Origin of the sequence: Enterobacter sp. V89_11 (assembly GCF_029967775.1) — a bacterium.
Taxonomy (GTDB): Bacteria; Pseudomonadota; Gammaproteobacteria; order Enterobacterales; family Enterobacteriaceae; genus Enterobacter; species Enterobacter ludwigii.
The window spans coordinates 224270-246249 of record NZ_JASCAN010000002.1 but is presented as its reverse complement, the minus strand read 5'-3'; the positions used below and the strand labels follow the sequence as shown (position 1 = coordinate 246249).

18 protein-coding genes are annotated in these 21980 nt (G+C 55.7%); 7 read left to right on the top strand and 11 right to left on the bottom strand.

Features of this window, described 5'->3' with window-relative positions; translation table 11 throughout:
- Positions 1-53 precede the first annotated feature (53 nt).
- Positions 54-1550: an L-asparagine permease gene (ansP, locus tag QLG09_RS02780; RefSeq protein ID WP_020884034.1), complete on the top strand. Its 1497-nt coding sequence runs from the start codon at positions 54-56 to the stop codon at positions 1548-1550.
- Between the two features lie 71 nt (positions 1551-1621).
- Here the strand turns inward: ansP and QLG09_RS02775 are convergent, their stop codons facing one another.
- Positions 1622-2683, bottom strand: coding sequence for a YncE family protein (locus QLG09_RS02775; RefSeq protein WP_049023484.1), 1062 nt, complete (start codon positions 2681-2683; stop codon positions 1622-1624).
- Positions 2684-2924: 241 nt separating this feature from the next.
- Here QLG09_RS02775 and pqqU point away from each other — a divergent pair, with 241 nt between their 5' ends.
- Complete coding sequence (pqqU, locus tag QLG09_RS02770) at positions 2925-5039, top strand: TonB-dependent receptor PqqU (RefSeq protein ID WP_063435133.1); 2115 nt, start codon at positions 2925-2927, stop codon at positions 5037-5039.
- A 133-nt stretch (positions 5040-5172) separates the two neighbouring features.
- Here the strand turns inward: pqqU and QLG09_RS02765 are convergent, their stop codons facing one another.
- The 3 genes from QLG09_RS02765 to QLG09_RS02755 form a co-directional block, all read right to left on the bottom strand.
- On the bottom strand, positions 5173-5841 hold the full coding sequence (locus QLG09_RS02765; protein WP_020884031.1) for a GntR family transcriptional regulator: 669 nt from the start codon (positions 5839-5841) through the stop codon (positions 5173-5175).
- 254 nt (positions 5842-6095) lie between these two features.
- Complete coding sequence (locus QLG09_RS02760) at positions 6096-7136, bottom strand: NADP-dependent oxidoreductase (RefSeq protein WP_044868082.1); 1041 nt, start codon at positions 7134-7136, stop codon at positions 6096-6098.
- A 65-nt stretch (positions 7137-7201) separates the two neighbouring features.
- Positions 7202-7777: a helix-turn-helix domain-containing protein gene (locus QLG09_RS02755; protein ID WP_014170255.1), complete on the bottom strand. Its 576-nt coding sequence runs from the start codon at positions 7775-7777 to the stop codon at positions 7202-7204.
- A gap of 150 nt (positions 7778-7927) precedes the next feature.
- On the opposite strand from QLG09_RS02755, the gene QLG09_RS02750 reads away from it, so the two are divergent.
- Both QLG09_RS02750 and QLG09_RS02745 read left to right on the top strand, forming a co-directional pair.
- Entirely contained in the window at positions 7928-8446 is a 519-nt protein-coding gene (locus QLG09_RS02750) for a GNAT family N-acetyltransferase (protein ID WP_020884028.1), read from the top strand.
- Positions 8443-8892 carry a DMT family transporter gene (locus QLG09_RS02745; RefSeq protein ID WP_014170257.1) on the top strand — a complete coding sequence of 150 codons (450 nt, stop codon included), beginning with the start codon at positions 8443-8445 and terminating at the stop codon, positions 8890-8892. Before QLG09_RS02750 ends, QLG09_RS02745 begins: the two co-directional genes overlap by 4 nt.
- Positions 8893-8906: 14 nt before the next feature.
- Here QLG09_RS02745 and QLG09_RS02740 read toward each other — a convergent pair whose 3' ends face one another.
- Positions 8907-9140 (bottom strand): YdcY family protein, encoded by a 234-nt coding sequence (locus QLG09_RS02740; protein WP_049023144.1) that lies wholly within the window; start codon positions 9138-9140, stop codon positions 8907-8909.
- Positions 9141-9191: 51 nt separating this feature from the next.
- Positions 9192-10790 (bottom strand): ABC transporter substrate-binding protein, encoded by a 1599-nt coding sequence (locus tag QLG09_RS02735; RefSeq protein WP_025204114.1) that lies wholly within the window; start codon positions 10788-10790, stop codon positions 9192-9194.
- Positions 10791-11073: 283 nt separating this feature from the next.
- Between QLG09_RS02735 and QLG09_RS02730 the strand changes: the two genes are divergently transcribed.
- From QLG09_RS02730 to QLG09_RS02720, 3 genes are read left to right on the top strand one after another with little or no spacing between them, the layout of a single operon-like run.
- Positions 11074-12426 carry an SrfA family protein gene (locus tag QLG09_RS02730; RefSeq protein ID WP_047955671.1) on the top strand — a complete coding sequence of 451 codons (1353 nt, stop codon included), beginning with the start codon at positions 11074-11076 and terminating at the stop codon, positions 12424-12426.
- A 4-nt stretch (positions 12427-12430) separates the two neighbouring features.
- Complete coding sequence (locus QLG09_RS02725; RefSeq protein ID WP_244047205.1) at positions 12431-15412, top strand: virulence factor SrfB; 2982 nt, start codon at positions 12431-12433, stop codon at positions 15410-15412.
- Entirely contained in the window at positions 15409-17583 is a 2175-nt protein-coding gene (locus QLG09_RS02720) for a virulence factor SrfC family protein (protein ID WP_049022274.1), read from the top strand. The genes QLG09_RS02725 and QLG09_RS02720 overlap by 4 nt, the downstream gene beginning before the upstream one ends.
- Before the next feature lie 33 nt (positions 17584-17616).
- Here QLG09_RS02720 and QLG09_RS02715 read toward each other — a convergent pair whose 3' ends face one another.
- The 5 genes from QLG09_RS02715 to QLG09_RS02695 form a co-directional block, all read right to left on the bottom strand.
- Entirely contained in the window at positions 17617-18375 is a 759-nt protein-coding gene (locus QLG09_RS02715; RefSeq protein ID WP_049022276.1) for an alpha/beta hydrolase, read from the bottom strand.
- 86 nt (positions 18376-18461) lie between these two features.
- The gene (locus QLG09_RS02710; protein WP_032670341.1) at positions 18462-18635 is read right to left on the bottom strand and encodes a GhoT/OrtT family toxin; all 174 of its coding nucleotides are present in this window, start codon (positions 18633-18635) and stop codon (positions 18462-18464) included.
- Positions 18636-18790: 155 nt separating this feature from the next.
- Entirely contained in the window at positions 18791-20215 is a 1425-nt protein-coding gene (gene patD / locus QLG09_RS02705; protein ID WP_232929764.1) for an aminobutyraldehyde dehydrogenase, read from the bottom strand.
- Between the two features lie 24 nt (positions 20216-20239).
- Positions 20240-21046, bottom strand: a complete 807-nt coding sequence (locus QLG09_RS02700) for an ABC transporter permease (RefSeq protein WP_032680927.1) — start codon at positions 21044-21046, stop codon at positions 20240-20242.
- Positions 21036-21980, bottom strand: coding sequence for an ABC transporter permease (locus tag QLG09_RS02695; RefSeq protein WP_049022762.1), 945 nt, complete (start codon positions 21978-21980; stop codon positions 21036-21038). Before QLG09_RS02695 ends, QLG09_RS02700 begins: the two co-directional genes overlap by 11 nt.

Below are 21980 nucleotides of genomic sequence, written 5' to 3'. Positions count from 1 at the left end.
CTGCCAGGCAGGACTATCACGATAATGGTTCAGACAGGCAAACAGGTAACTCAATGAAAACAAGCAATAAAAGCGCAGCCGATCATCACGCTGCTAAACGTCGCTGGTTAAACTCCCATGAAGAGGGCTACCACAAAGCGATGGGCAACCGTCAGGTTCAAATGATCGCCATCGGCGGCGCTATCGGAACGGGTCTGTTTTTAGGTGCTGGCGCTCGTCTGCAGATGGCTGGCCCGGCTCTCGCCCTGGTCTATCTGGTGTGCGGGATCTTCTCTTTCTTCATTCTTCGTGCATTGGGCGAACTGGTACTGCATCGCCCTTCCAGCGGCAGTTTTGTCTCTTACGCCCGTGAATTCCTCGGTGAAAAAGCGGCCTACGTTGCTGGATGGATGTACTTCGTCAACTGGGCAATGACCGGTATTGTCGATATCACCGCCGTCGCGCTTTACATGCACTACTGGGGCGCGTTTGGTGATGTGCCACAATGGGTGTTTGCGCTGGGCGCACTGGCCATTGTCGGCACCATGAACATGATCGGCGTGAAGTGGTTCGCGGAGATGGAGTTCTGGTTCGCGCTGGTAAAAGTGCTGGCCATCGTGGTGTTCCTGGTCGTGGGTACGGTGTTCCTCGGTAGCGGTAAACCGCTCGATGGCAATGCCACCGGTTTCCACCTGATCACCGATAACGGCGGTTTCTTCCCGCATGGCCTGCTGCCTGCGCTGGTGCTGGTTCAGGGTGTGGTGTTCGCCTTCGCGTCCATTGAGCTGGTTGGCACCGCGGCGGGTGAATGTAAAGACCCACAGACCATGGTACCTAAAGCCATTAACAGCGTTATCTGGCGTATCGGTCTCTTTTATGTTGGTTCCGTGGTGCTGCTGGTTCTGCTGCTGCCGTGGAACGCCTATCAGGCGGGTCAAAGCCCGTTTGTGACCTTCTTCTCTAAACTGGGCGTGCCTTATGTTGGCAGCATCATGAATATCGTGGTGCTGACGGCTGCACTCTCCAGTCTGAACTCGGGTCTTTACTCCACCGGTCGTATCCTGCGCTCCATGTCGATGGGCGGCTCGGCGCCGAAATTCATGTCGAAGATGAGCCGTCAGCATGTGCCTTACGCGGGCATCCTGGCGACGCTGGTGGTGTATGTCTTCGGCGTGTTCCTGAACTACCTGGTACCGTCTCAGGTATTCGAAATCGTGCTGAACGTTGCCGCGCTCGGCATCATCGCCTCCTGGGCCTTTATCGTGGTCTGCCAGATGCGTCTGCGCAAAGCGATCAAAGAAGGCAAAGCCGCTGAAGTCAGCTTTAAGCTGCCGGGCGCACCGGTGACCTCCTGGCTCACTTTGCTTTTCCTGTTCAGCGTGCTGGTGCTGATGGCGTTTGATTACCCTAACGGTACCTACACGATCGCCACCATTCCTCTGCTGGCCGTATTGCTGATTGCCGGCTGGTTTGGCGTGCGTAAACGCGTACAAGAAATTCACAGCACGGCGCCGGTTCATCCTGATGATGCCAAACACGACGCCCCGCTGGTTGAAGAGACGTCGCGTTAATATCGACCTGCTGGTTAATACAAAGGGAAGGCATTGCGCCTTCCCTTTTTCTTTGTGTTGAGGAGCGAAACTTAGAGCGTGATACGAATCACGTCATCAGGCTGGGTGGCTTCATGCTGACGGGTCGATTTTTGTTTTACCGTCACATACAGGGTTTTGCCATCCGCAGAGAGCGCCAGACTGTTCGGGTAGACCGGGGTGTCGAAGGTTTTGGTAACGTTGTAGGTTTTCGCGTCGATTACGCTCACCTTACCCGCTTCACGGTGCGTCACATACGCTTCGTTGCGCGCCGGGTTAAACAGAACGGCCAGCGATTCAGGCACGGCAATTTTCTTGATGACGCTGCCGTCCTTCAGATTCACCACCAGCACTTCCGGCTGCTTTGAGTCGGTTAAGAACGCACGCTGTCCGGCGGTATCCAGGCTCAGATTCAGGTAGAAGTGCTCCTTACCGTCGTCCTGCACTTTTTTACGGCTGAGGATTTTGTGGGTTGCCGTATCAATCGTCACCAGTTCGCCATCAGCATTGGTGGTGTAAAGACGTTTTGCCTTCGCATCCAGCGCCAGGCCGGTGCTGAATTTACCGGTACTGCCGATGGTCTCTTTCAGCTTCAGCGTTGCACCATCCACCACCCAAATCGCGCTCTCCTGGCCTACGCCGGTGATGTAAACCGTGTTTGTGCTGTCATCGGCCACCAGCTGGCGCGGCTGCAGAGGTTTGACGGTTTCACTGCGCTGACGGTTATCCAGCACCAGTCGCCCTTTCACCTCACCCGTTTTGGCATCAATCGCGGTTACCGCGCCGTTGATGGTGTTACCAAACCACAGCGTCTGGGTGGCATTATCAAGGGTGGCACCGAATGGTTTGAGATCGTTATGAATGACCTGCGTCACGTCCAGCGTGACCGGGTCAAGGCGATAGACAATCCCGCCTTTGTCCGTTTTGCGGCTCTGCGATGTCGCGACCCACAGCGCATTCTCCTGCTGGCTCACGGCCATTTCATATGCGCCTTTCCCGACCGCTTTGCGCAACATCTCTTCGGCAGCATGAACCTGGAAGGTTCCGGCAAACAGTAACGCCCCTGACAGCAGAGACATACTCAGGCGCGGCGAGCACAGATGACGTAAAGACATAACAATTCCTTTTTTGAACACAGGGTTTACTGCTGACATCACTTCCGACAGGCAACGTCATGGCATTGCCGTTCTGATAATGAGAATAGTAATCATTTATGAGTTAAATGTGGAGTTTTTCTTTCCTTCCCGGCCTTTCATTAACGCAATGTGCGGTTATAGTTTTCAAAAGATTTACAAAAGATTTAACATATATGGACATGTTCCATTTGGTACGTTTTTTCCATAACCGGTCTATTTCATGAAAATCATTTCTGCCCGTAAGGCAACGCTTCCACTGCTGCTGGTTCCTGTTATCTCTGCGCCTCTCACTGCGATGAGTGCCGATGAACAGACCATGATCGTCAGCGCCACACCGCAAACCGTCTCGGAGCTCGATACCCCGGCGGCGGTCAGCGTCGTGAATGGCGATGATATGCGTCATGCTGCGCCACGCATTAACCTGTCTGAATCTCTTGGCAGCGTGCCGGGGCTGCAGATCCAGAACCGCCAGAACTATGCTCAGGATCTCCAGCTTTCGATGCGTGGGTTTGGTGCCCGCTCAACCTTCGGCGTGCGCGGTATCCGTATGTATGTCGACGGTATTCCGGCAACCATGCCGGATGGACAGGGACAAACCTCCAATATCGATCTTTCCAGCGTGGACAGCGTAGAAGTGCTGCGCGGCCCCTTCTCTGCCCTTTATGGCAACGCCTCTGGCGGCGTGATCAACATGACGACCCGGACCGGGCAGCAGCCGCCGACCATCGAGGCCAGCAGCTATTACGGCAGTTACGGTACCTGGCGCTATGGAATGAAAGCCACCGGCGCGATGGGTGACGGGACGCATGCCGGGGATGTGGACTACACCGTGTCCACTACCCGTTTCACGACCAAAGGTTATCGCGACCACAGCGGCGCGCGGAAGAATCTCGCCAACGCTAAACTGGGTGTTCGTATTGATGACGTGAGTAAGCTGACGCTGATTTTCAACAGCGTGGACATGAAAGCTAACGATCCGGGTGGACTGAGTGCCCAGGAGTGGCATGACAACCCTCGCCAGTCTCCGCGTGGCGATCAATACAATACGCGCAAGACCATCAAGCAGACCCAGGCTGGCCTGCGCTACGATCGTCAGCTCAGCACCCAGGACGATCTCAGCGTCATGATGTACGCCGGCGAACGTGAAATGACGCAGTACCAGTCAATTCCTTATCAGCCTCAGCTGAGACCTTCCCACTCCGGCGGCGTGATTGATATGCAGCGCCATTACCAGGGGATTGATACCCGCTGGACGCACCGTGGCGAACTGCTGGTTCCGGTCACCTTTACCACCGGTCTGAACTACGAAAACATGAGCGAAGATCGTCGCGGATACGAGAACTTCGTGATGAACAACGGCGTGCCGGAGTACGGCGTCAAGGGCGACAAACGTCGTAACGAACGTAACCTGATGTGGAACGTCGACCCGTACCTGCAAACCAGCTGGCAGTTAACGCAGAAACTCTCCGTGGATGCCGGCGTCCGTTACAGCTCGGTCTGGTTTGACTCCAACGACCATTACGTGACCCCGGGTAACGGAGACGACAGCGGTGACGCAAGCTATCACAAGTGGCTCCCGGCCGGATCGGTGAAATATGCCGTGACCGATGCGTGGAATCTCTATGCTGCGGCAGGTCGCGGGTTTGAAACGCCAACCATCAATGAGCTCTCTTATCGTGCGGATAACCAGGGCGGCCTCAACATTGGCCTGAAACCTTCCACCAACAATACCTATGAAGTGGGCAGCAAAACCCGTATCGGTAATGGTCTGCTGACGGCAGCGCTGTTCCGCACCGATACGGATGACGAGATTGTCGTCGATGCCAGCGCTGGCGGTCGTACCAGCTATAAAAACGCCGGTAAAACCCGTCGTCAGGGGGTTGAAGTTTCCCTGGATCAGCAGTTTGCTGAGAACTGGAAGCTGAAAATGGCGTGGACCTATCTGGACGCCACCTATCGTACCAACGTGTGCAGCACCGGCGACTGTAACGGCAACCGTATGCCAGGCATTGCCCGCAACATGGGTTATGCCTCGTTTGGCTGGCAGCCGGAAGAAGGCTGGTATGCGGGATCGGATGTGCGCTACATGAGCGATATCATGGCGGATGACGAGAACACGGCGAAAGCCCCGTCCTACACGGTGGTTGGGCTGAATACCGGGTATAAATTCAACTACGGTAACTGGGGAATGGACGTCTTTGGTCGCGTCGATAACCTGTTCGATAAAGAGTATGTCGGATCGGTTATCGTGAATGAATCCAACGGGCGTTATTACGAACCTGCACCGGGCCGTAACTACGGCATAGGTCTGTCGGTCTCTTATCGCTTCGAGTAAGCAAAAAGCATTCTTTTTTGCTGAATATTATTTTTATAAATGGAATAACGCTCCTGATGGCAATAAGCCATCAGGAGTATTTAACCAGGAATATAATTCGCGGCAGGATATAGTCGCTCTGCTAAATAATCTCTCAGTTAAAATATTGTCGCTGTAAAAGCGTGTTCGCTTCATCAATCAACGTCTCTATCGCCTTCTGACTGCCATCAACATCTCTTCGCTCAAGCGCGGACAGGAGCTCGGCGTAGTGATAAGTCGACACCTTGATGTCGTTAAGCTCCTGATGCAGATAGTTCATGCAAGGTCCAATACGCACCCATAGCTGCTCAATTAAGGCGCTGAGTGTCGGCATTTCCGCGTACTGATAAAGCGTAAACCGAAAGATGCGGTTAGCATGCAGCGCCTGCTGAACGTGCCCGTTGCGCATGGCTTCATGGAATGTCTCTGATAGCTTGCGCAACACCTCCAGCTTATTTTCCGTCATATGCTGACAGGCGGCAGCTACCGCCATAGGCTCAAGCTGTTTTCTGATGGCGTTAATCTCGTTATAACGCTCAAGCGTGACCTCAGGAACCAGGAACGCCTGCGCCGGTGTGGCGTGTAATGCCCCAGACGACACCAGACGCAAAAGCGCCTCGCGAACCGGGGTAATACTGGTTCCTAATTTATCAGCAATTTCTTTGGTAATCAGTCGAGCGCCAGGTTTCAGTGAACCTGTAATTAACGCGCCTTTCAAACTGAGTTCGACTTGCATGGTAAGACTGATCCTTTGCGCTTTTTCTAAATGGTCCAAATCAAGCATGTTCAATTCCTGTAGCTAATACTTAATGCTATTTTTAAACGCCGTTTTTTATAAACGACGCTGTTCCGATATATCCTGTATCGTCATGCCTGGTGATGGGAAGTCTGTAAAAATGTCAAGAAATGCAAAATTTATTTTTTTTCGTTTTCGTGCTCATCTGAACGGAAGGCGCGAAAAGCCATGTCCAGTTAATTAAAGACAATATATCGTATCTTCACAAATAAATATGGCGGGAAACCCCGCCATATTTTAGATTATTTATTGTCACCCGCGACGCGAATCACGACTTTGCCGAAGTTTTTTCCTTCAAGAAGGCCAATCAGCGCCTCAGGCGCATTCTCCAGGCCGTCTGTGACCTGCTCACGGTAGTGAATTTTGCCTTCCTGCACCCAGCGCCCCATCTCATCCTGGAACTCCTTGATGCGATGGCCGTAATCCTGAGCGATGATAAACCCCTGCATACGAATCCGTTTCTTCAGAATCGTCGCCATCAATAACGGCAAACGATCAGGCCCTTCCGGCAGACCCGTCGCATTGTAACCGCTCACCAGACCACATACCGGTACGCGCGCCGAGGTGTTCAGTAAGGGCAACACGGCGTCAAAGACTTTCCCGCCGACGTTTTCATAATAGACATCAATCCCTTTCGGGCAGGCCTTTTCCAGCTGGGCCGCGAAGTCATCGGCATGGTGATCCAGGCACTGGTCAAACCCGAGCACCTCGACGGCATGGCGGCATTTTTCTGCGCCACCGGCAACGCCGATCACCCGGCAACCTTTGATTTTACCGATCTGCCCGACCGTCGCACCAACCGGCCCCGTCGCCGCCGCAACCACCAGCGTTTCACCGGCTTTAGGCTGGCCGATGTCCAGTAGCCCCATATAGGCGGTAAACCCTGGCATACCCAGAATGCCCAGCGCCCACGAGGGGTGAGAAATATTTTCGCCCAGTTTCACCAGGCCGCTGCCGTCTGAAATTTCATACTCCTGCCAGCCGCTGTAGCCCAGCACCCACTCACCCGGCGTATAGTCCGGATGATTTGACTGCTCCACGCGGCTGACCGTTCCCCCCACCATGACCGCCCCAATTTCCACTGGCGGTGAATAGGAAGGTGCATCACTCATGCGGCCACGCATGTAAGGATCAAGCGACAGCCAGACCGTGCGCAGCAAAAGCTGTCCTGCCTGAGGTTCAGGAACAGGCTGCTCTTCCAGACGAAAATTCTCCGCGACCGGCGCACCGTGCGGACGAGAAGCCAGAACCCAGCGGCGATTTTGCGAAACAGATTGATTCATCAGGAACTCCTTCTGGTACAAATGTCATTAGAGCCTGGCTCATGATCGGCGTAAACGCTTTAACTTTACGAGCCAGACTGGTTAAGCCGCACAACCAGATAGATACAGGTTTCATTCGTCTCATTAATGAACCGGCAGTCGTTGGGCGGCCCCAGCTCCAGGCAATCACCGGCGTGCATTTCATGACGGGTATCGCCCTCCTGGAAAACCAGTTCGCCAGACTGCAGCCAGATAAGCTGGCGCGCCAGCGCATACGACGAGGCGGGCATAGGGACATCGCTTCCCGCCGGCAGCTCAACCTGAACAAGATCGATGGGCAAATCGGTGCGGGGTGAAACGTGGCGGCGGAGGTAGTGTGTCTGAGGGTCACGCCAGACGGGCTGGTTTTCCAGACGCAGCAGCTTTCCTTCCTGCATTTCGGCCCTGGCGATCAGCGTTGACATGCTGATGCCAAACGCGCCGGATAACCGCGCGAGCAAGGTCGCCGTCGGGCTGCTGTCCCCTCGCTCTATCTTGTGGATCATGGCGCGCGAGACGCCGGCCCGGTCAGCAAGCTCGCTTAATGACCATCCTCGCGACTCGCGTTCAAGGCGAATTCGCGCGCTAATCCTTTGATTCATTGTGTCTGCCATAGTATTCATGACGTCATACTATAGTGTATGACCGGCATTTCAACGCGGTTTTGATAACAAAAAAATCTGGCTTATGTCATAGCCATCCGTCTGTACAGTTGTGTAATATCGTACTCATAACGTAATACTATAGTGAACAACACACTCAGAGGTTCAAACATGATCGTTCGTCATGCCTGCAAAGAAGACTGCGCCGCTATTGGGGAGATTTACAACCACGCGGTGCTGCATACTGCCGCGATCTGGAATGATAAAACCGTCGATACGGATAACCGCATTGCCTGGTTTGAGGCGCGTGCCCTCGCAGGCTACCCGGTGCTGGTGAGTGAAGAGAATGGCGTTATCACCGGCTACGCCTCGTTTGGCGACTGGCGCGCCTTTGACGGTTTCCGGCATACGGTAGAGCATTCTGTCTACGTTCATCCGGATCATCAGGGGAAAGGTATTGGCCGCACGCTGATGAACGCGCTGATTATTGAAGCGCGGACCCTCGGCAAACACGTCATGGTGGCGGGCATTGAGGCGCAAAACCAGGCCTCTATTCATCTTCATGAGACGCTCGGTTTTGTGACCACCGGCCAGATGCCGCAGGTGGGCACGAAGTTTGGCCGCTGGCTGGATCTGACCTTTATGCAGTTGCAGCTTGATGAGCGCAGCGATCCGGACGCTATCTCATGAATCAGTCTCTGACGCTGGCTTTTCTGGTGGCGGCGGGAATTGGCCTGGTGGTGCAAAACACCTTAATGGTGCGCATCACTCAGTCCTCCTCGACCATTCTTATCGCGATGCTGCTGAATTCGCTGGTTGGCATTGTGCTGTTTGTCAGCATTCTGCTGCTAAAACAGGGCTTCGCCGGATTTAGCGAGCTGGCCTCAACGATCCGCTGGTGGACGTTGATTCCGGGGCTGTTAGGGTCGTTTTTTGTTTTTGCCAGTATCAGCGGCTATCAAAATGTTGGCGCAGCGACAACGATCGCCGTGCTGGTGGCAAGCCAGTTGATTGGCGGGCTGGTGATGGATGTACTCAGAAGCAATGGCATCCCCTTGCGCGCGCTGATTGGCCCGGTGTGCGGTGCCGTAATGCTGGTGGTCGGGGCGTGGCTGGTCGCGAGACGCCAGTTCTGACCCCCGGCTCACCGCTACAGTATCGTACCGCCTTTGGTCAGCAATTCCTGACGGGCGTCCATCTCTTCTTTATGTTGCTTACCGTGATGTGCAATCGCGGTACGCAGACGCTGCTGCTGACTGTAGCGATCTTCACGGCTTAACGCTGTGTCATCGCTCAGTTCGATCAGCAGTTCATTCATTCGGCTAATCACTCCCTCTTCGATGGCGGTATCGACACGGGCGATAACTTCATTTAAATGTGACATTGTCACTCCTTGTCAGATGCCCGGCAGGCGCGGTGCCTGCCGGGAAAAATGTCAGTTCAGTTTCGCTTTGGAGAAATCGCTGCCCATCAGGCTCACGCTGTACCCCGTTACGTTGCTGCGGGTGGCGTAGAACGTTTTGCCGTTCGCCAGCGCAATCCACGGTGCCTGAGCATAGAAGATCTCCTGCGCCTGGCTGTAGAGTTTCGCACGCTCACCCGGGTTGCTGGTCAGTTTGGCTTTCTTGACCAGATCATCATACCCCTTATCGCACCAGCGCGCGGCGTTCGATCCGGTTTTGATGCTGTCGCATCCCAGCAGTACATCAGCAAAGTTATCCGGGTCGCCGTTATCGGACATCCAGCCAAACAGCGCGGAATCATGCTCCCCTTTACGCATACCGGAGAGATACTCGCCCCACTCGTAAGAGACAATTTTGGCCTTCACGCCGACTTTTGCCCAGTCGCTCTGGATCATCTCCGCAATACGCTTCGAGTTAGGGTTATACGGACGCTGCACAGGCATTGACCACAGCGTCACGTCCGCGCCCTTCTCCAGACCGGCCTGTTTCAACAAAGCTTTCGCTTTTTCAGGATCGTAGCTGTAGTCCTTCAGATCGTTATTAAAGCCCAGCATATTCGGCGGAATGGGTGATTTCGCCACCGTACCGGAACCCATAAAGACCGCATTCACGATGGCTTTTTTGTCCGTCGCATAGTTCAGGGCCTGACGCACCAGCACGTTATCAAACGGTTTTTTCTCGGTATTGAACGCCAGATACCCCACGTTCAACGCCTCCACGGCGTGCAGCTTCAGGTCTTTATTTTTGTTAATAACATCAAACTGAACCGGTGACGGCGCAGGAATAATCTGACATTCGTTGGTCTGCAGCTTCGCCAGACGCGTTTCTACGTTTGGCGTGATGGAGAAAATAAGGTGTTTCGTCGGAACCGCACCTTCCCAGTAGTTCGGGTTAGCGACGTAGCGGATCAGCGAATCCACTTTGTACTGCTGCAGAACGTATGGCCCGGTACCAATCGGCCAGGTATCGACATTCTCAGGCGTCCCTTTTTTCAGCATCGCGTCAGCGTATTCAGCGGAAAGAATAGAGGCGAAATCCATCCCCCAGTCAGCAAGGAAAGCGGCGTTTGGTTCGCTCAGCGTAAACTGCACGTGATAATCATCAACCTTTTTGACGTCCTGAATCAGCTTGTCCAGGCCTACGTCATTAAAGTATTCGTAATTACCTTGCGAGACATTGTGATAAGGATGCTTAGGGTCTTTCTGACGCATGACGGAAAAAATAACGTCATCCGCATTAAAATCACGGGTCGGCTTGAAGTATTTATTGCTGTTGAACTTGACCCCTTTACGCAGCGTAAAGGTATAAGTCTTACCGTCCGGGGAAATTGTCCAGGACTCTGCCAGCGACGGTACCGGGGTGTTTTTCACCGGGTCGAAATTGATCAGGCGGTTATACAGGACCTGAGAGCTGGCCACGAATGACGGGCCTGAGCTGGCGATCTGCGGGTTGAAAGACTCCGGTGATGCTTCAGAGCAATAAATGATGGTGTCATTATTCGCCGCCCATGCGGCACCTGCTGGTAAGAGAGTGCTCAGCGCGAGGGCGAGCAGCGTTTTCCCTGTAGACATGGTTATAACCCTGGCAGTTTTATTATATTGGACTGTAATAACAGCACAGCCGCTATAACCTGGCAAATAACGAATCACTATCAGGTTATTCTAAAGCAACGTTTTCCGCTGGTTTTACAGCCAGTGCGCCAGAGGTTGATTTGCCTTAAGTGCCATTATTCGTCAAGCACAACCGCACCTTTCTATGCCACAAGAAATCGTCCCTTTTGGCGTCTCTTCCTCCGTTTGGTTGCTTCCCGATTTCGTTAAAGTAACGGTGTGAAGAAGTATATGGGATCAAATCGTGGCAAAAACTCTTTTACGCAGCGGTAATCTGGATGACTTTCAGGCCGTTGGCGGCGGCGGACAAGCCGTTTTTGAATCAGCGTTACAAATCCGGGAAGCGCTCCGGTTACGCAAACAACAGGCGATTGTCGACTGTCTGGCTATTCCGCAGGTCAATGATGGTGGCGACCGTGTCGACTGGTATTCGCCGGTCGACGGTTGCGTAACCAGCTGGAAAGCGGCGAACGAAGACGATCGTTATCGCGCCCTTCGCTATCTGGAAAATACGCTGGCCAGCGTTGAATCGCTGAGTAAGAAGTGCCTGCAGTCGCCAAAAACAGCGCAACAGCTTTTCGGCTCCCTGCTGTCGAAAGCATTTCAGTTTCCCGGCGAAAATTTCCTTTTCCTGGTTGATGGAAAGCCGGTCATAAGCTTCTGGGGGTTTGTAAACCTCAATGAGAATGCACGTGACGACGTACTCGACTGTTTACGTGAATCGCTGATCCCTGAGCCAGCCCCGATTGTCATTGAAGACCCTGAACCCGAGCCGGAACCGACCCCAGTTCTGACCTTTGAACAGGCCGATGAGCCGCTGATCGCCCCGGCCACGGTGGTGCGCATCACGCCGGACGAACTGTATACGCCTGAACCTGCACCGGTCACTGTGCCACCTGTGGAAGCACCCGAGCCAGAGCCTGCGATCGTCGCCAAAAAACGCCGCGTTCCCCTGTGGACGCTTCCGGTTGCCGCCGTGATCGTTGCCGCGATTGCCACCCCGTTGCTGTGGCCAAAACAGGCCCCTTCTGCCGAGCCAGTGGCTGTCGTTGCCCCTGAACCTGTCGCCATTGCGCCAAAGCCGATTAAAGCCGTTGAGCCACTGCCGATGAAATTACCGCTGCATCAGGCAGAGGTGGTCGCGAGCAAAGAAAAAGAGCCGGCTCCCGTCGCTGCCCCAGCGCCTGCGCCGGTTGTGATTGCGGCGATCCCGAAAGACGCCATGGTCATGGAAGCAAACCAGGTGAAAGCGGGGTCGACGCGTTTTCTGAACGGAACATGGCGTGCGATCCTCGACGTGAAAGATCCGATTACCGGCAAACCACCGTCGCTGCGCTATCAGATCCAGAACAATAAAGGCTTCGCTCGTGTTGTTCACGGTGACAATGTTGTCTGCCGCGTGGAGGTTTTCTCCGGGCTGCACAGCAATGGCGAACTGATGATTAAGAGTCGCGGTAATGCCCGCTGCACAGACGGTTCACGCTACCCGATGCCGGAAGTTGCCTGTAAAGCAGGTACCAGCGATGTCGCTGAATGTAATGCCCGTTATGATGCCAAAACCGTCGTTCCACTGACGTTCAAGAAAGCAGGTGCCTGACCCTATGCTGGTAAATCTTTGCGACTATAAACAGAGCGTCACGCTTATTGCCAACAGCGGCGTGCAATTCCTCGATTTTGGCCTGACTCCGCAGGACACCGCCAGCAACGGGCGCTTCGTACGTAAAACCGCCAACGGTCCGCTTCTGCGTCTCGATTTCGATCTCGTCAACGGGCGTTACACGCTGCCGGGATTGAACGGCGGACAGCCTGAAGTGGTGAAACCGGAAACCACGATCCCACTGCATCAGTCCCTGACGGTGCTGGATGGTGTCTGGCTTCCCATTCCCTTCCTGCGCTTCAATCCGCCACGTACCTTTGTTGACGGGCCGGATAACTGGGCGCGTGTCCAGGTGCGTAAACTTGAAACGCCTGATGCGGCAGGTAATACACACCGCGTCACGCTCGCTCTCGACAGCCAGATTGCAGAGCATGCTACTGCCGCGCTGTCCCCGGTTGAAAATGACATTCTCAACGGCACCCGTTTCGGACTGGCATGGCGTGACGATGAGGTGGAAAGCTTCCTCGACCAGACCTGGATTGACGGCTGGCTGCGCGAGGCGTTTACCCACTATGCGACCGACGTTGAAAACCGCGCAGAACGCGACCTGCAGCAGGCAATGCGCAGCTTTGAGTACCAGGCACACTGGCTCAACATGCTGTCCATGCTCGGTGAACAGCTTACCGTGCCAGAAGTGAAATTTGTCACCCATACCCTCAGTACGCCGGCTATTCCGGTCGACCTGATCCTCGACGTCGGGAATACCCATACCTGCGGCGTTATTATTGAAGATCACGGTGATGCGAACGACGGTCTGCGCCAGACGGCCGAACTGCAGGTGCGCTCGTTAAGCGAACCACAGTTCCTCAATGAGCCGCTGTTTACCAGTCGTCTGGAGTTTTCAGAAGCGCGTTTTGGCAAGCAGCACTTCTCGGTGGAAAGTGGGCGTGAAGATGCCTTTGTCTGGCCGTCTATTGTCCGCGTGGGCGATGAAGCACGCAAACTGGCTACGCGCCGTCTGGGCACGGAAGGTAACAGCGGTATCTCCAGCCCGCGTCGCTACCTGTGGGATGAAACCCCGGTGGTCCAGGACTGGCGCTTTAGCCAGATGAACAGCAAAACCCAGCGCGAACCGCTGGCGACCGCGTTCCCGCTGATGAACCTGATGAACGATGACGGTGAGCCGCTCTTTACGCTGCCGCAGGACGAGCGACTGCCGGTCTTCTCTCCGCAGTACAGCCGCAGCACGCTGATGACGCATATGCTGTGCGAACTGCTGGCACAGGCGCTGGGGCAGATCAACAGCGTTGCCACGCGCCTGCGTCTGGGCTTTCCGGCCTCGCCACGCCAGCTGCGTACGCTGATCCTGACCCTGCCCTCGGCGATGCCGAAGCAGGAACGCGAGATCTTCCGTCGCCGCATGTTCGAAGCGATCGCTATCGTCTGGAAAGCGATGGGCTGGCACCCGCAGGACGACGATTTTGCCACCCGTAAGCACCAGGAAAAAAGCGTGGTGCCGGTACCTGCAATCCAGATGGAGTGGGACGAGGCCAGCTGTGGTCAACTGGTGTGGCTGTACAACGAAGCGATCTCACATTTTGGTGGTCAGACGGAAGCGTTCTTCGCCTCCCTCGCCCGCCCTGATCGTGAACCTGAACCGGGCGTGCAGCCGGGGCGCTCGCTGCGTGTCGCCTCTATCGACATTGGCGGCGGCACAACCGACATGGCGATCACCCATTATCAGCTGGATGACGGCTCCGGTAACAACGTCAAAATCACGCCGCAGCTGCTGTTCCGCGAAGGGTTTAAAGTGGCCGGTGACGACACCCTGCTGGACGTCATCCAGCGCTATGTGTTACCCGCCCTGCAAACCCAGCTGCAGAAGTCCGGTATCGCCGATGCCTCTCTGCTGATGGCCTCGCTGTTTGGTGACTCAGGACGTATCGATACTCAGGCGGTATTGCGCCAGCAAACGGCGCTTCAGCTCTTTATGCCGATTGGTCACGCCATCCTTGCCGCGTGGGAATCCAGCGACATCGACGATCCGATGGCAGGCTTGCATGCCACCTTTGGCGATTTGCTGTCGCAGAAACCGACCCGCAACGTGATGAATTATCTGCAACAGGCCGTCGATCATGCCTTGCCGGCAGGTTCAGAGGCCTTCGATCTGTTTGCCGTTCCGCTGCACGTGAATTTCCGTGAAATGCAGGATGCGATGCTGGCAGGCCAGTTCACGCTGGCGTCACCCCTGCATGCGGTGTGCGAGGCCATTTCACATTACAGCTGCGATATTCTGCTGATCACGGGGCGTCCGGGCTGCCTGCCTGGCGTTCAGGCGCTTATTCGCCACCTGCAGCCGGTGCCGGTTAATCGCATCGTCTGGCTGGATAAATACCAGGTTCATGAATGGTACCCGTTCAGCCAGCAAGGACGCATTGGTAATCCAAAATCGACTGCCGCCGTCGGCGCGATGCTTTGCAGTCTGGCGCTTGACCTGCGACTGCCGCGCTTTAACTTTAAAGCCGCGGATATCGGTGCATATTCGACTGTTCGCTATCTGGGTGTCCTGGATAACACCGTAAACACCCTGCGTGAAGAAAACGTCTGGTATCAGGATATCGACCTGGATAAACCGGGTGCGAAACTCGACGCTCGTCTGCACTTCCCGCTGCGCGGAAATGTGACGCTCGGTTTCCGCCAGCTGGCGAACGCGCGCTGGCCGGCAACGCCGCTCTATACGCTTAGCATCAACTCGGCCGAACTGGCCAAAGCGATTGCGGGTGACGGCGTGCTGAACGTGCGGCTCAAACTTTGCGGCGGCAATAAGCATGAAGGGCCTGAATCCTTCGCGCTGAGCGATGCCTGGTTGCAGGACGGGACGCCGGTTCCGCCTGATGCTTTAACCTTCAAACTGAATACTCTGGCCGATCGCCGTCATAGCGGCAGCCACTACTGGATCGACAGCGGGAGCGTATACCTGAAATGACTGCGACGATGACCACCACTCAGGCCTTAATCGGGTGGATAAATGAGACGCGCCTGAACGCCCCTGTGCTGGATAACGAGGCCGATGCCCTTCTTGCGCGCATCAACGCGACGCAGGCACGGGAGCAGGCCATTGACCGCGCCCTGTCACGCCCGGGCAGTATTGGACTTTACGGTCATTCTCAGAGTGCTAAAGCGCATCTGCTTTTATCGCTGTGCGGCAGCGGTAATGGCCGCCTGAACGTTACGCCAGGCCAGCGTACATTTGACTATTTTTCGCACATTAATCCGGGACATGCCCTGACCAACATGGCCGTGCGGTTCACCCGCGGAAATACAGAGGTGATGGATGAGGCGTTCCCGCTGCGCCTGAGCCTGGTGACAGAGGCAGAGCTGGTTCAGCTGTTTATCGCCCGCACCACGCTGCAGCCGGAAATCCGCGCCGTGGATAAAGCGGTCATTGAGACGCGCCTGGAGAAGTGGCGTGGCCTGCGCCAGCCGCAGGGCGTTCCTGGTATTACGGCTCAGGACGTGGGTGCCATCGCCCGCTTCTGGCAAAGCTCAGTACCTGCCGCGAAACAACAAATTGATGATGCCCTGTGGCATCAGTTTGCACAGCTGGTCCCTTCGCTCGATCTCAGCACGCGTGCCAGCGTCTGGTCGCTGCTGTGGGGTGAGCAACAGGAGTTGACCCAGCAGTGGTTAAAGCTCGCTCATGTCCTGCATCAGACCAGCCATGCCGGAGCACTCGCCGCCCCGCTCAGCCTGCTGGTCGATAACTTCGGGCTGCCGGGCGAAGGGTTCCTGACTCACGGCACCTTTTCCCTTCCGGAGGCCCAGGAGACGCTGCTTCATCCGCTGAACAACGGCGAGATGCTTAACGCCATCAGTATCCCTGTCGATACGCTCGCCTTCCTGGCGCGTGAGCTGGTCTTGCCGGTCGAAAGCAGCGCCCTGGATAATGTCGATATTATTGATATTCCGGTCTTTTCAGATAACAGCGCCGATACACTGAATCAGGCTAAATGCCAGTGGTTGCTAGAGCATTATCGCCAGCAGCTGCAACCGGACGTGCTTGTTATCTGCAATGCGACAGCCCAGCACGAGCAAACGGCTAAAAAAGCCCGGGTGCTGATGAACTGGGTCAAAGAGACTCAGCCGGTTGAAGAATCCGCCCTGCCGGGGCTGGTGTGGGCGATTACGCCTCACGACGCACGTTTTACCACCCGTCAGAACCTTGATGAAACGGTACAGCACCTGTTGGGCAAACCGGGTGTGCGCTGGGGGACACTGCAGGCGCTGGACAGCCACAGCATGCAGCGCGTGATCGAGTGGTTGTCTCAGGCCACGTTATCCGCTCAGCGACAGAAGCGTCTTAGCACGCTGAAAGCAATGCTGCGCCAGGAACTCTCGGCCCTGATGAAGGGGTATCTGGCACCGCTGGTTGAGGAACCCGGCGCCAGGCGAACTCAGGCCGAAAACATGGTGCGCGTTCTGCAAAGCTCCGCTGCCCGCCACGGTGAACTGCTTGAAGGTCTTCTGCCGCCGCTTAAAGCCTTTGAAACCCTGCTGGCCGTTCAGCAGCCCCGCGAGGAGCAGGTGAACGGACTGTTTACGGATACCATTGACCTGTTTGCCGAGCATGCCCAGGAGAACGCCAGTCCATTCCAGACCAAAGACAAAGCTCGCCTGGCACATAAAGTCTGGATAAACCATCTGCGCCAGTGGAGCCGCAACGATGCCACTGCCGCGCGCCTTGGGCTGGAACCCGCTGTTTTGCAGCAAATTGCTGACGTTCTGGTGGTGGCCAGCTACCGACTGAACCTGCCGCAGCAGTTGCAGAACATCGTTGAAACCGACAAGAGCAGTGCAGCCCAACTGCATGCCGTGATGGGCAACTTCATTGGCTGGCTGGGCTACGATCGGACACCCGCAGAGGCACGCCCGGCGAGCCGCATCCGTAAAGGCCAGGCAATCTTTGTTACGCCGGTGGTCAACAGTACCGCGCCGCGCCTGACGCGTCTGGGAGAACAACCCGTACATGCGGCAACGGTGTATGTCTATGACTGGCTGGTCGCCCTCTATAGCCGGGCAATAGAGAACATCGATTTCCGCCACCCGCACGATGTACAGCCTGCCGCACGCCAGGCCTTACAAGCCCTGTTACGTTAGCGTTCCTGGCCCGCAGAGATGCGGGCTATCCTTTCAGGTCGTGGTCATACACTCTGCTAACGTCTGCGCCAGTGCCGACGGATTTTCCCAGGACATGGAGTGTCCGGCCGCTGGGATGATTTTCACTTCAACGCCCCGCTTTTGCAGAGAGTCCACATCATCATCAGGCAGGGACCACTCGCCGAAAATCAACGTCACCGGGCAGCGCAGAGACAAAAACTGAACCTCCCATTCCGGCTCTACCCCTTCCACCAGGCTGGACGCGCCACGCCACACGGCATACGGCGCATTGCTTTGCAGACTGCCCGCCCAGGGTGAGGTTTCTGCACTGAGCAGCGCATCATACCCCTGCGCCAGGAACTGTTGTTCCGTCTGTGCTGCAATAGAGCGGCTGAACATGCCACCCCCGGCGTGAAAATTGGGTTCCGACACCATCAACCCTTTTACACGTGGCGCCATCAGTCCTGCTACCTCGATAGCAATGCTGCCACCCATACTATGACCATATAGCCAGAAGCTATTGAGTTTGAGATGGTCCAACAGTTCAGCCACCACTCGCGCCTGCTCGCTGGTGCGATAACGATACTGCACGGGTTTGTCGCTGTAACCGCTGCCCGGGAGATCGATAAGAATGGCTCTGCGCGCACCAAACCGGGCGTCAGAGACGATACGAGGATATTCATAAGAAGAGGCGCAGCCTAACCCGTGAATAAACACCACAGGATCGCCAGAGCCGGGAAGATCGTGCCAGCGCACAACGCAGCCGGCCTGCTGCGAGTAAAAACTGTTCATAAGCACTCCTTTAACGATTCACTGTGTATTTATACAGTCTTCGTGTCTGGAATGCTATGTTCATCTTTTAAAACGGGAAGCGTGCTTCAGAAAAGCGAGATCAACAGCGCAACGGGAAAGCTCATTGGCCAGGTTGACCCCACCAGAAAAGCACTGAGCAGTCGGATACGTTTGCGGTCTTTAGAGAGGAACCAGGTAATTAATGCACAGACAGAAGCCATGATTGCGTAAAAAACCAACATCTTTTGATACAACGTCATTCTGTTTACCAGAGCCGAAAAAATAACCGCACGCAATATGCGTCATATGTTGATACAGATCAAGTTTTTTCGTTACAGAATAACCATCTGAATAATATGGGATATGTACTGCAGGCAGAGAATGCCCGGCGCTGAATGCGACCGGGCATGGGGGCTTAGAGCTTTATCATCACGTGGCGAACAACGGTATAATCTTCAAGGCCGTACACCGACATATCTTTGCCGTAGCCGGATAACTTCATCCCGCCGTGCGGCATTTCGCTCACCAGCATAAAATGGGTATTAACCCAGGTGCAGCCGTACTGCAGACGCGCGCTCATCCGGTGGGCACGCCCTACATCGCGGGTCCAGACCGATGACGCCAGGCCGTACTGCGAATCGTTCGCCCATGCCAGCACCTGCGCTTCGTCATCAAACTCGGTGACACTTACAACCGGGCCAAACACTTCACGCTGAACGATAGCATCGTCCTGTTTTGCCCCTGCCAGAAGGGTTGGCTGGAAATAGTAGCCTGCCCCCTCTTTTTTGCTGCCGCCGGTCACCACGCGAATATGGCTCAGGGCTTTAGCCTCATCAACCGCCTTACAGACGCGTGAAAGATGGGCTTCGGAACTGAGCGGGCCCAGCTCGGTGGTTTCCTCCTCCGGCGCGCCCATCTTCAGGCTCGCCACCGCGGCACCCAGTTTTTCCACCAGCGCGGCACAAACGCCTTTCTGCGCATAAATACGACAGGCTGCCGTACAATCCTGCCCGGCATTGTAGAAACCGAAAGTACGTACCCCTTCAACAACCGCATCAAGATCGGCGTCGTCGAAAACGATAACCGGGGCTTTGCCGCCCAGCTCCATATGGGTGCGTTTAATCGAGGACGCCGTGTGTCCAATAATATGTTCGCCAGTGGCAATAGAACCGGTGAGCGACACCATACGCACCTTTTCGTGGCCGGTCAGCGGATCGCCGACCGTTTTTCCGCGGCCAAACAGAACGTTCAGAACGCCTGCCGGGAAGATGTCTTTCGCCAGTTCCGCCAGCTTGAGGGCCGTCAGTGGGGTAATCTCCGAAGGTTTGATCACCACACAGTTACCCGCGGCCAGCGCGGGTGCCAGCTTCCATGCCGCCATCATCAACGGATAGTTCCATGGCGCAATGGAGGCGACCACGCCCACCGGATCGCGGCGTATCATCGATGTGTGACCGTCAAGATATTCGCCGGCGGCCAGCCCGTTCAGGCAGCGGGCGGCGCCGGCAAAGAAGCGGAAAACGTCGACCACAGCCGGAATTTCATCTCCCAACGCACAGTGCAGCGGCTTACCGCAATTGAGCGATTCGAGACGGGCAAATTCTTCGCCGTGGGCTTCAATCACGTCAGCCAGCTTCAGCAGGCACTCGGCACGCGTTTTAGGCGTGGTTTGTCCCCATTCAATGAATGCGCGATCGGCGGCCTGGACCGCCGCGTCGACCTGCGCTGCTGACGCTTCAGCAATCTCCAGAAGTACCTCTCCGGTGGCAGGGTTATAGACCGGCTGTTTTTCCCCGTCCCCGGCGACCAGTTCACCATTTATCAGCAGTTGTGTTTGCATAGCATTGTCCTGTTGAAATCAATGTTATTTCCCGCTTCCGGCACTGTTTTCGCCGTCGCGGGTTAGCCACCAGGCTCCCAGAATGGGTAGGGTTGTGACCAGCATCACCAGCAATGCGACGACGTTGGTGACCGGCACGTCGCGCGGACGCCCGAGCTGATTAAGCAACCACAGCGGTAACGTGCGCTCGTGTCCCGCGGTAAATGTTGTGACGATGATTTCGTCAAACGAGAGTGCAAACGCCAGCATCCCCCCGGCCAGCAACGCCGAACCGAGATTCGGCAGGACCACGTAACGGAAGGTTTGCCAGCCGTCGGCCCCCAGATCCATTGACGCCTCGACCAGACTCCAGGAGGTGCGTCTGAAACGGGCAATCACGTTGTTAAACACCACCACCACGCAGAACGTGGCGTGACCGACCACGATGGTGAAAAAACCCGGCTCAAGATCAATGGTTTTAAATGCCGTCAACAGCGCCAGACCGGTGATAATCCCCGGTAACGCAATCGGCAACAGCAGCAACAGCGAGATCGCATTTTTGCCAAAAAACGCGCTTCGCCACAGCGCCGCTGCAGCAAGCGTGCCAAGCACCAGCGCGATAGCCGTCGACAGCGCAGCGATTTGAAGTGACAACGTCACTGATTCAATGATGTCGCCACGCCCTGCGGCCACGGTGAACCACTTCAAGGTCAACCCCTGCGGCGGAAAACTGAACGCGGCGTCTTCGGTGTTAAAGGCGTAGGTCGCAATAATCAGCAGCGGGAAATGAAGGAAGATAACGCCTCCCCAGGCTGCCACTTTGAGGAACAACGGTGCGCGTTCAGAGTGCATCGAATGCTCCCAGACGTTTCACGAACGCCAGATAAAGCGAGATGAGGACAATTGGTACCAGGGTGAAGGCCGCGGCCATGGGCATATTGCCGATAGCGCCCTGCTGGGAATAGACCATATTGCCAATAAAGTACCCCGGCGGCCCCACCAGCTGTGGAACAATGAAATCGCCCAGCGTCAGGGAAAAAGTGAAGATTGACCCTGCGGCAATGCCCGGGATTGCCAGCGGCAAAACGACGTAACGAAAAGTCTGGTGTGGTCGCGCGCCGAGATCGGCTGAAGCCTGCAGTAACGACGCGGGCAGCCGCTCCAGCGCCGCCTGTACCGGCAGGATCATAAACGGCAGCCAGATATAGACGAACACCAGAAAACGCCCCAGCCCGGAGGTAGAAAGCGTGTTTCCGCCAATGGCCGGTAGCGTAAGGATCGCGGTCAGGATCGGCTCCAGCCCCAGGTGACTCAGAAACCACTGCGCTACCCCGTCTTTCGCCAGCAGCAGCGTCCAGGCATAGGCTTTAACAATATAGCTGGCCCACATTGGCAGCATCACGGCAATATAGAAGAACGCCTTCCACTTGCCACGGGTGTAACGTGCCATGTACCAGGCCATCGGAAACGCGAGGATAGCGCTGGCGATGGTCACCGCAATGGCCATCATCAGCGTACGCAGGATGATGTCATAGTTTGCCGGATTAAAAAGCGCCAGGATATTGGCAAACGTCAGTTCCGGCGTGACCGCCATGGTGAAATCGTCAAAGGTATAAAACCCTTGCCATAAAAGCGTGAGAAGCGATCCCAGATAAACGATGCCAAACCACATTAGCGGCGCGAGCAGCAGCAGGAACAGCCCAAGCGATGGCTTACGCCAGAACAGTGCGGTAAGGCGGCTCATGCGGCTACGGTGGGCAGGAGGCGGCGCGACATGCGTGTTCAT

Excerpts from the sequence above, each read along its gene's own strand:
- QLG09_RS02750 (WP_020884028.1), top strand. The coding sequence starts at position 7,928 with ATGATCGTTCGTCATGCCTGCAAAGAAGACTGCGCCGCTATTGGGGAG.
- QLG09_RS02710 (WP_032670341.1), bottom strand. The coding sequence starts at position 18,635 with ATGACGTTGTATCAAAAGATGTTGGTTTTTTACGCAATCATGGCTTCT.
- QLG09_RS02775 (WP_049023484.1), bottom strand. The coding sequence starts at position 2,683 with ATGTCTTTACGTCATCTGTGCTCGCCGCGCCTGAGTATGTCTCTGCTG.
- QLG09_RS02765 (WP_020884031.1), bottom strand. The coding sequence starts at position 5,841 with ATGCTTGATTTGGACCATTTAGAAAAAGCGCAAAGGATCAGTCTTACC.
- QLG09_RS02700 (WP_032680927.1), bottom strand. The coding sequence starts at position 21,046 with ATGCACTCTGAACGCGCACCGTTGTTCCTCAAAGTGGCAGCCTGGGGA.
- QLG09_RS02715 (WP_049022276.1), bottom strand. The coding sequence starts at position 18,375 with ATGAACAGTTTTTACTCGCAGCAGGCCGGCTGCGTTGTGCGCTGGCAC.
- QLG09_RS02740 (WP_049023144.1), bottom strand. The coding sequence starts at position 9,140 with ATGTCACATTTAAATGAAGTTATCGCCCGTGTCGATACCGCCATCGAA.
- QLG09_RS02755 (WP_014170255.1), bottom strand. The coding sequence starts at position 7,777 with ATGAATACTATGGCAGACACAATGAATCAAAGGATTAGCGCGCGAATT.
- ansP (WP_020884034.1), top strand. The coding sequence starts at position 54 with ATGAAAACAAGCAATAAAAGCGCAGCCGATCATCACGCTGCTAAACGT.
- QLG09_RS02735 (WP_025204114.1), bottom strand. The coding sequence starts at position 10,790 with ATGTCTACAGGGAAAACGCTGCTCGCCCTCGCGCTGAGCACTCTCTTA.
- QLG09_RS02745 (WP_014170257.1), top strand. The coding sequence starts at position 8,443 with ATGAATCAGTCTCTGACGCTGGCTTTTCTGGTGGCGGCGGGAATTGGC.
- QLG09_RS02725 (WP_244047205.1), top strand. The coding sequence starts at position 12,431 with ATGCTGGTAAATCTTTGCGACTATAAACAGAGCGTCACGCTTATTGCC.
- QLG09_RS02760 (WP_044868082.1), bottom strand. The coding sequence starts at position 7,136 with ATGAATCAATCTGTTTCGCAAAATCGCCGCTGGGTTCTGGCTTCTCGT.
- QLG09_RS02695 (WP_049022762.1), bottom strand. The coding sequence starts at position 21,980 with ATGAACACGCATGTCGCGCCGCCTCCTGCCCACCGTAGCCGCATGAGC.
- QLG09_RS02720 (WP_049022274.1), top strand. The coding sequence starts at position 15,409 with ATGACTGCGACGATGACCACCACTCAGGCCTTAATCGGGTGGATAAAT.
- pqqU (WP_063435133.1), top strand. The coding sequence starts at position 2,925 with ATGAAAATCATTTCTGCCCGTAAGGCAACGCTTCCACTGCTGCTGGTT.
- patD (WP_232929764.1), bottom strand. The coding sequence starts at position 20,215 with ATGCAAACACAACTGCTGATAAATGGTGAACTGGTCGCCGGGGACGGG.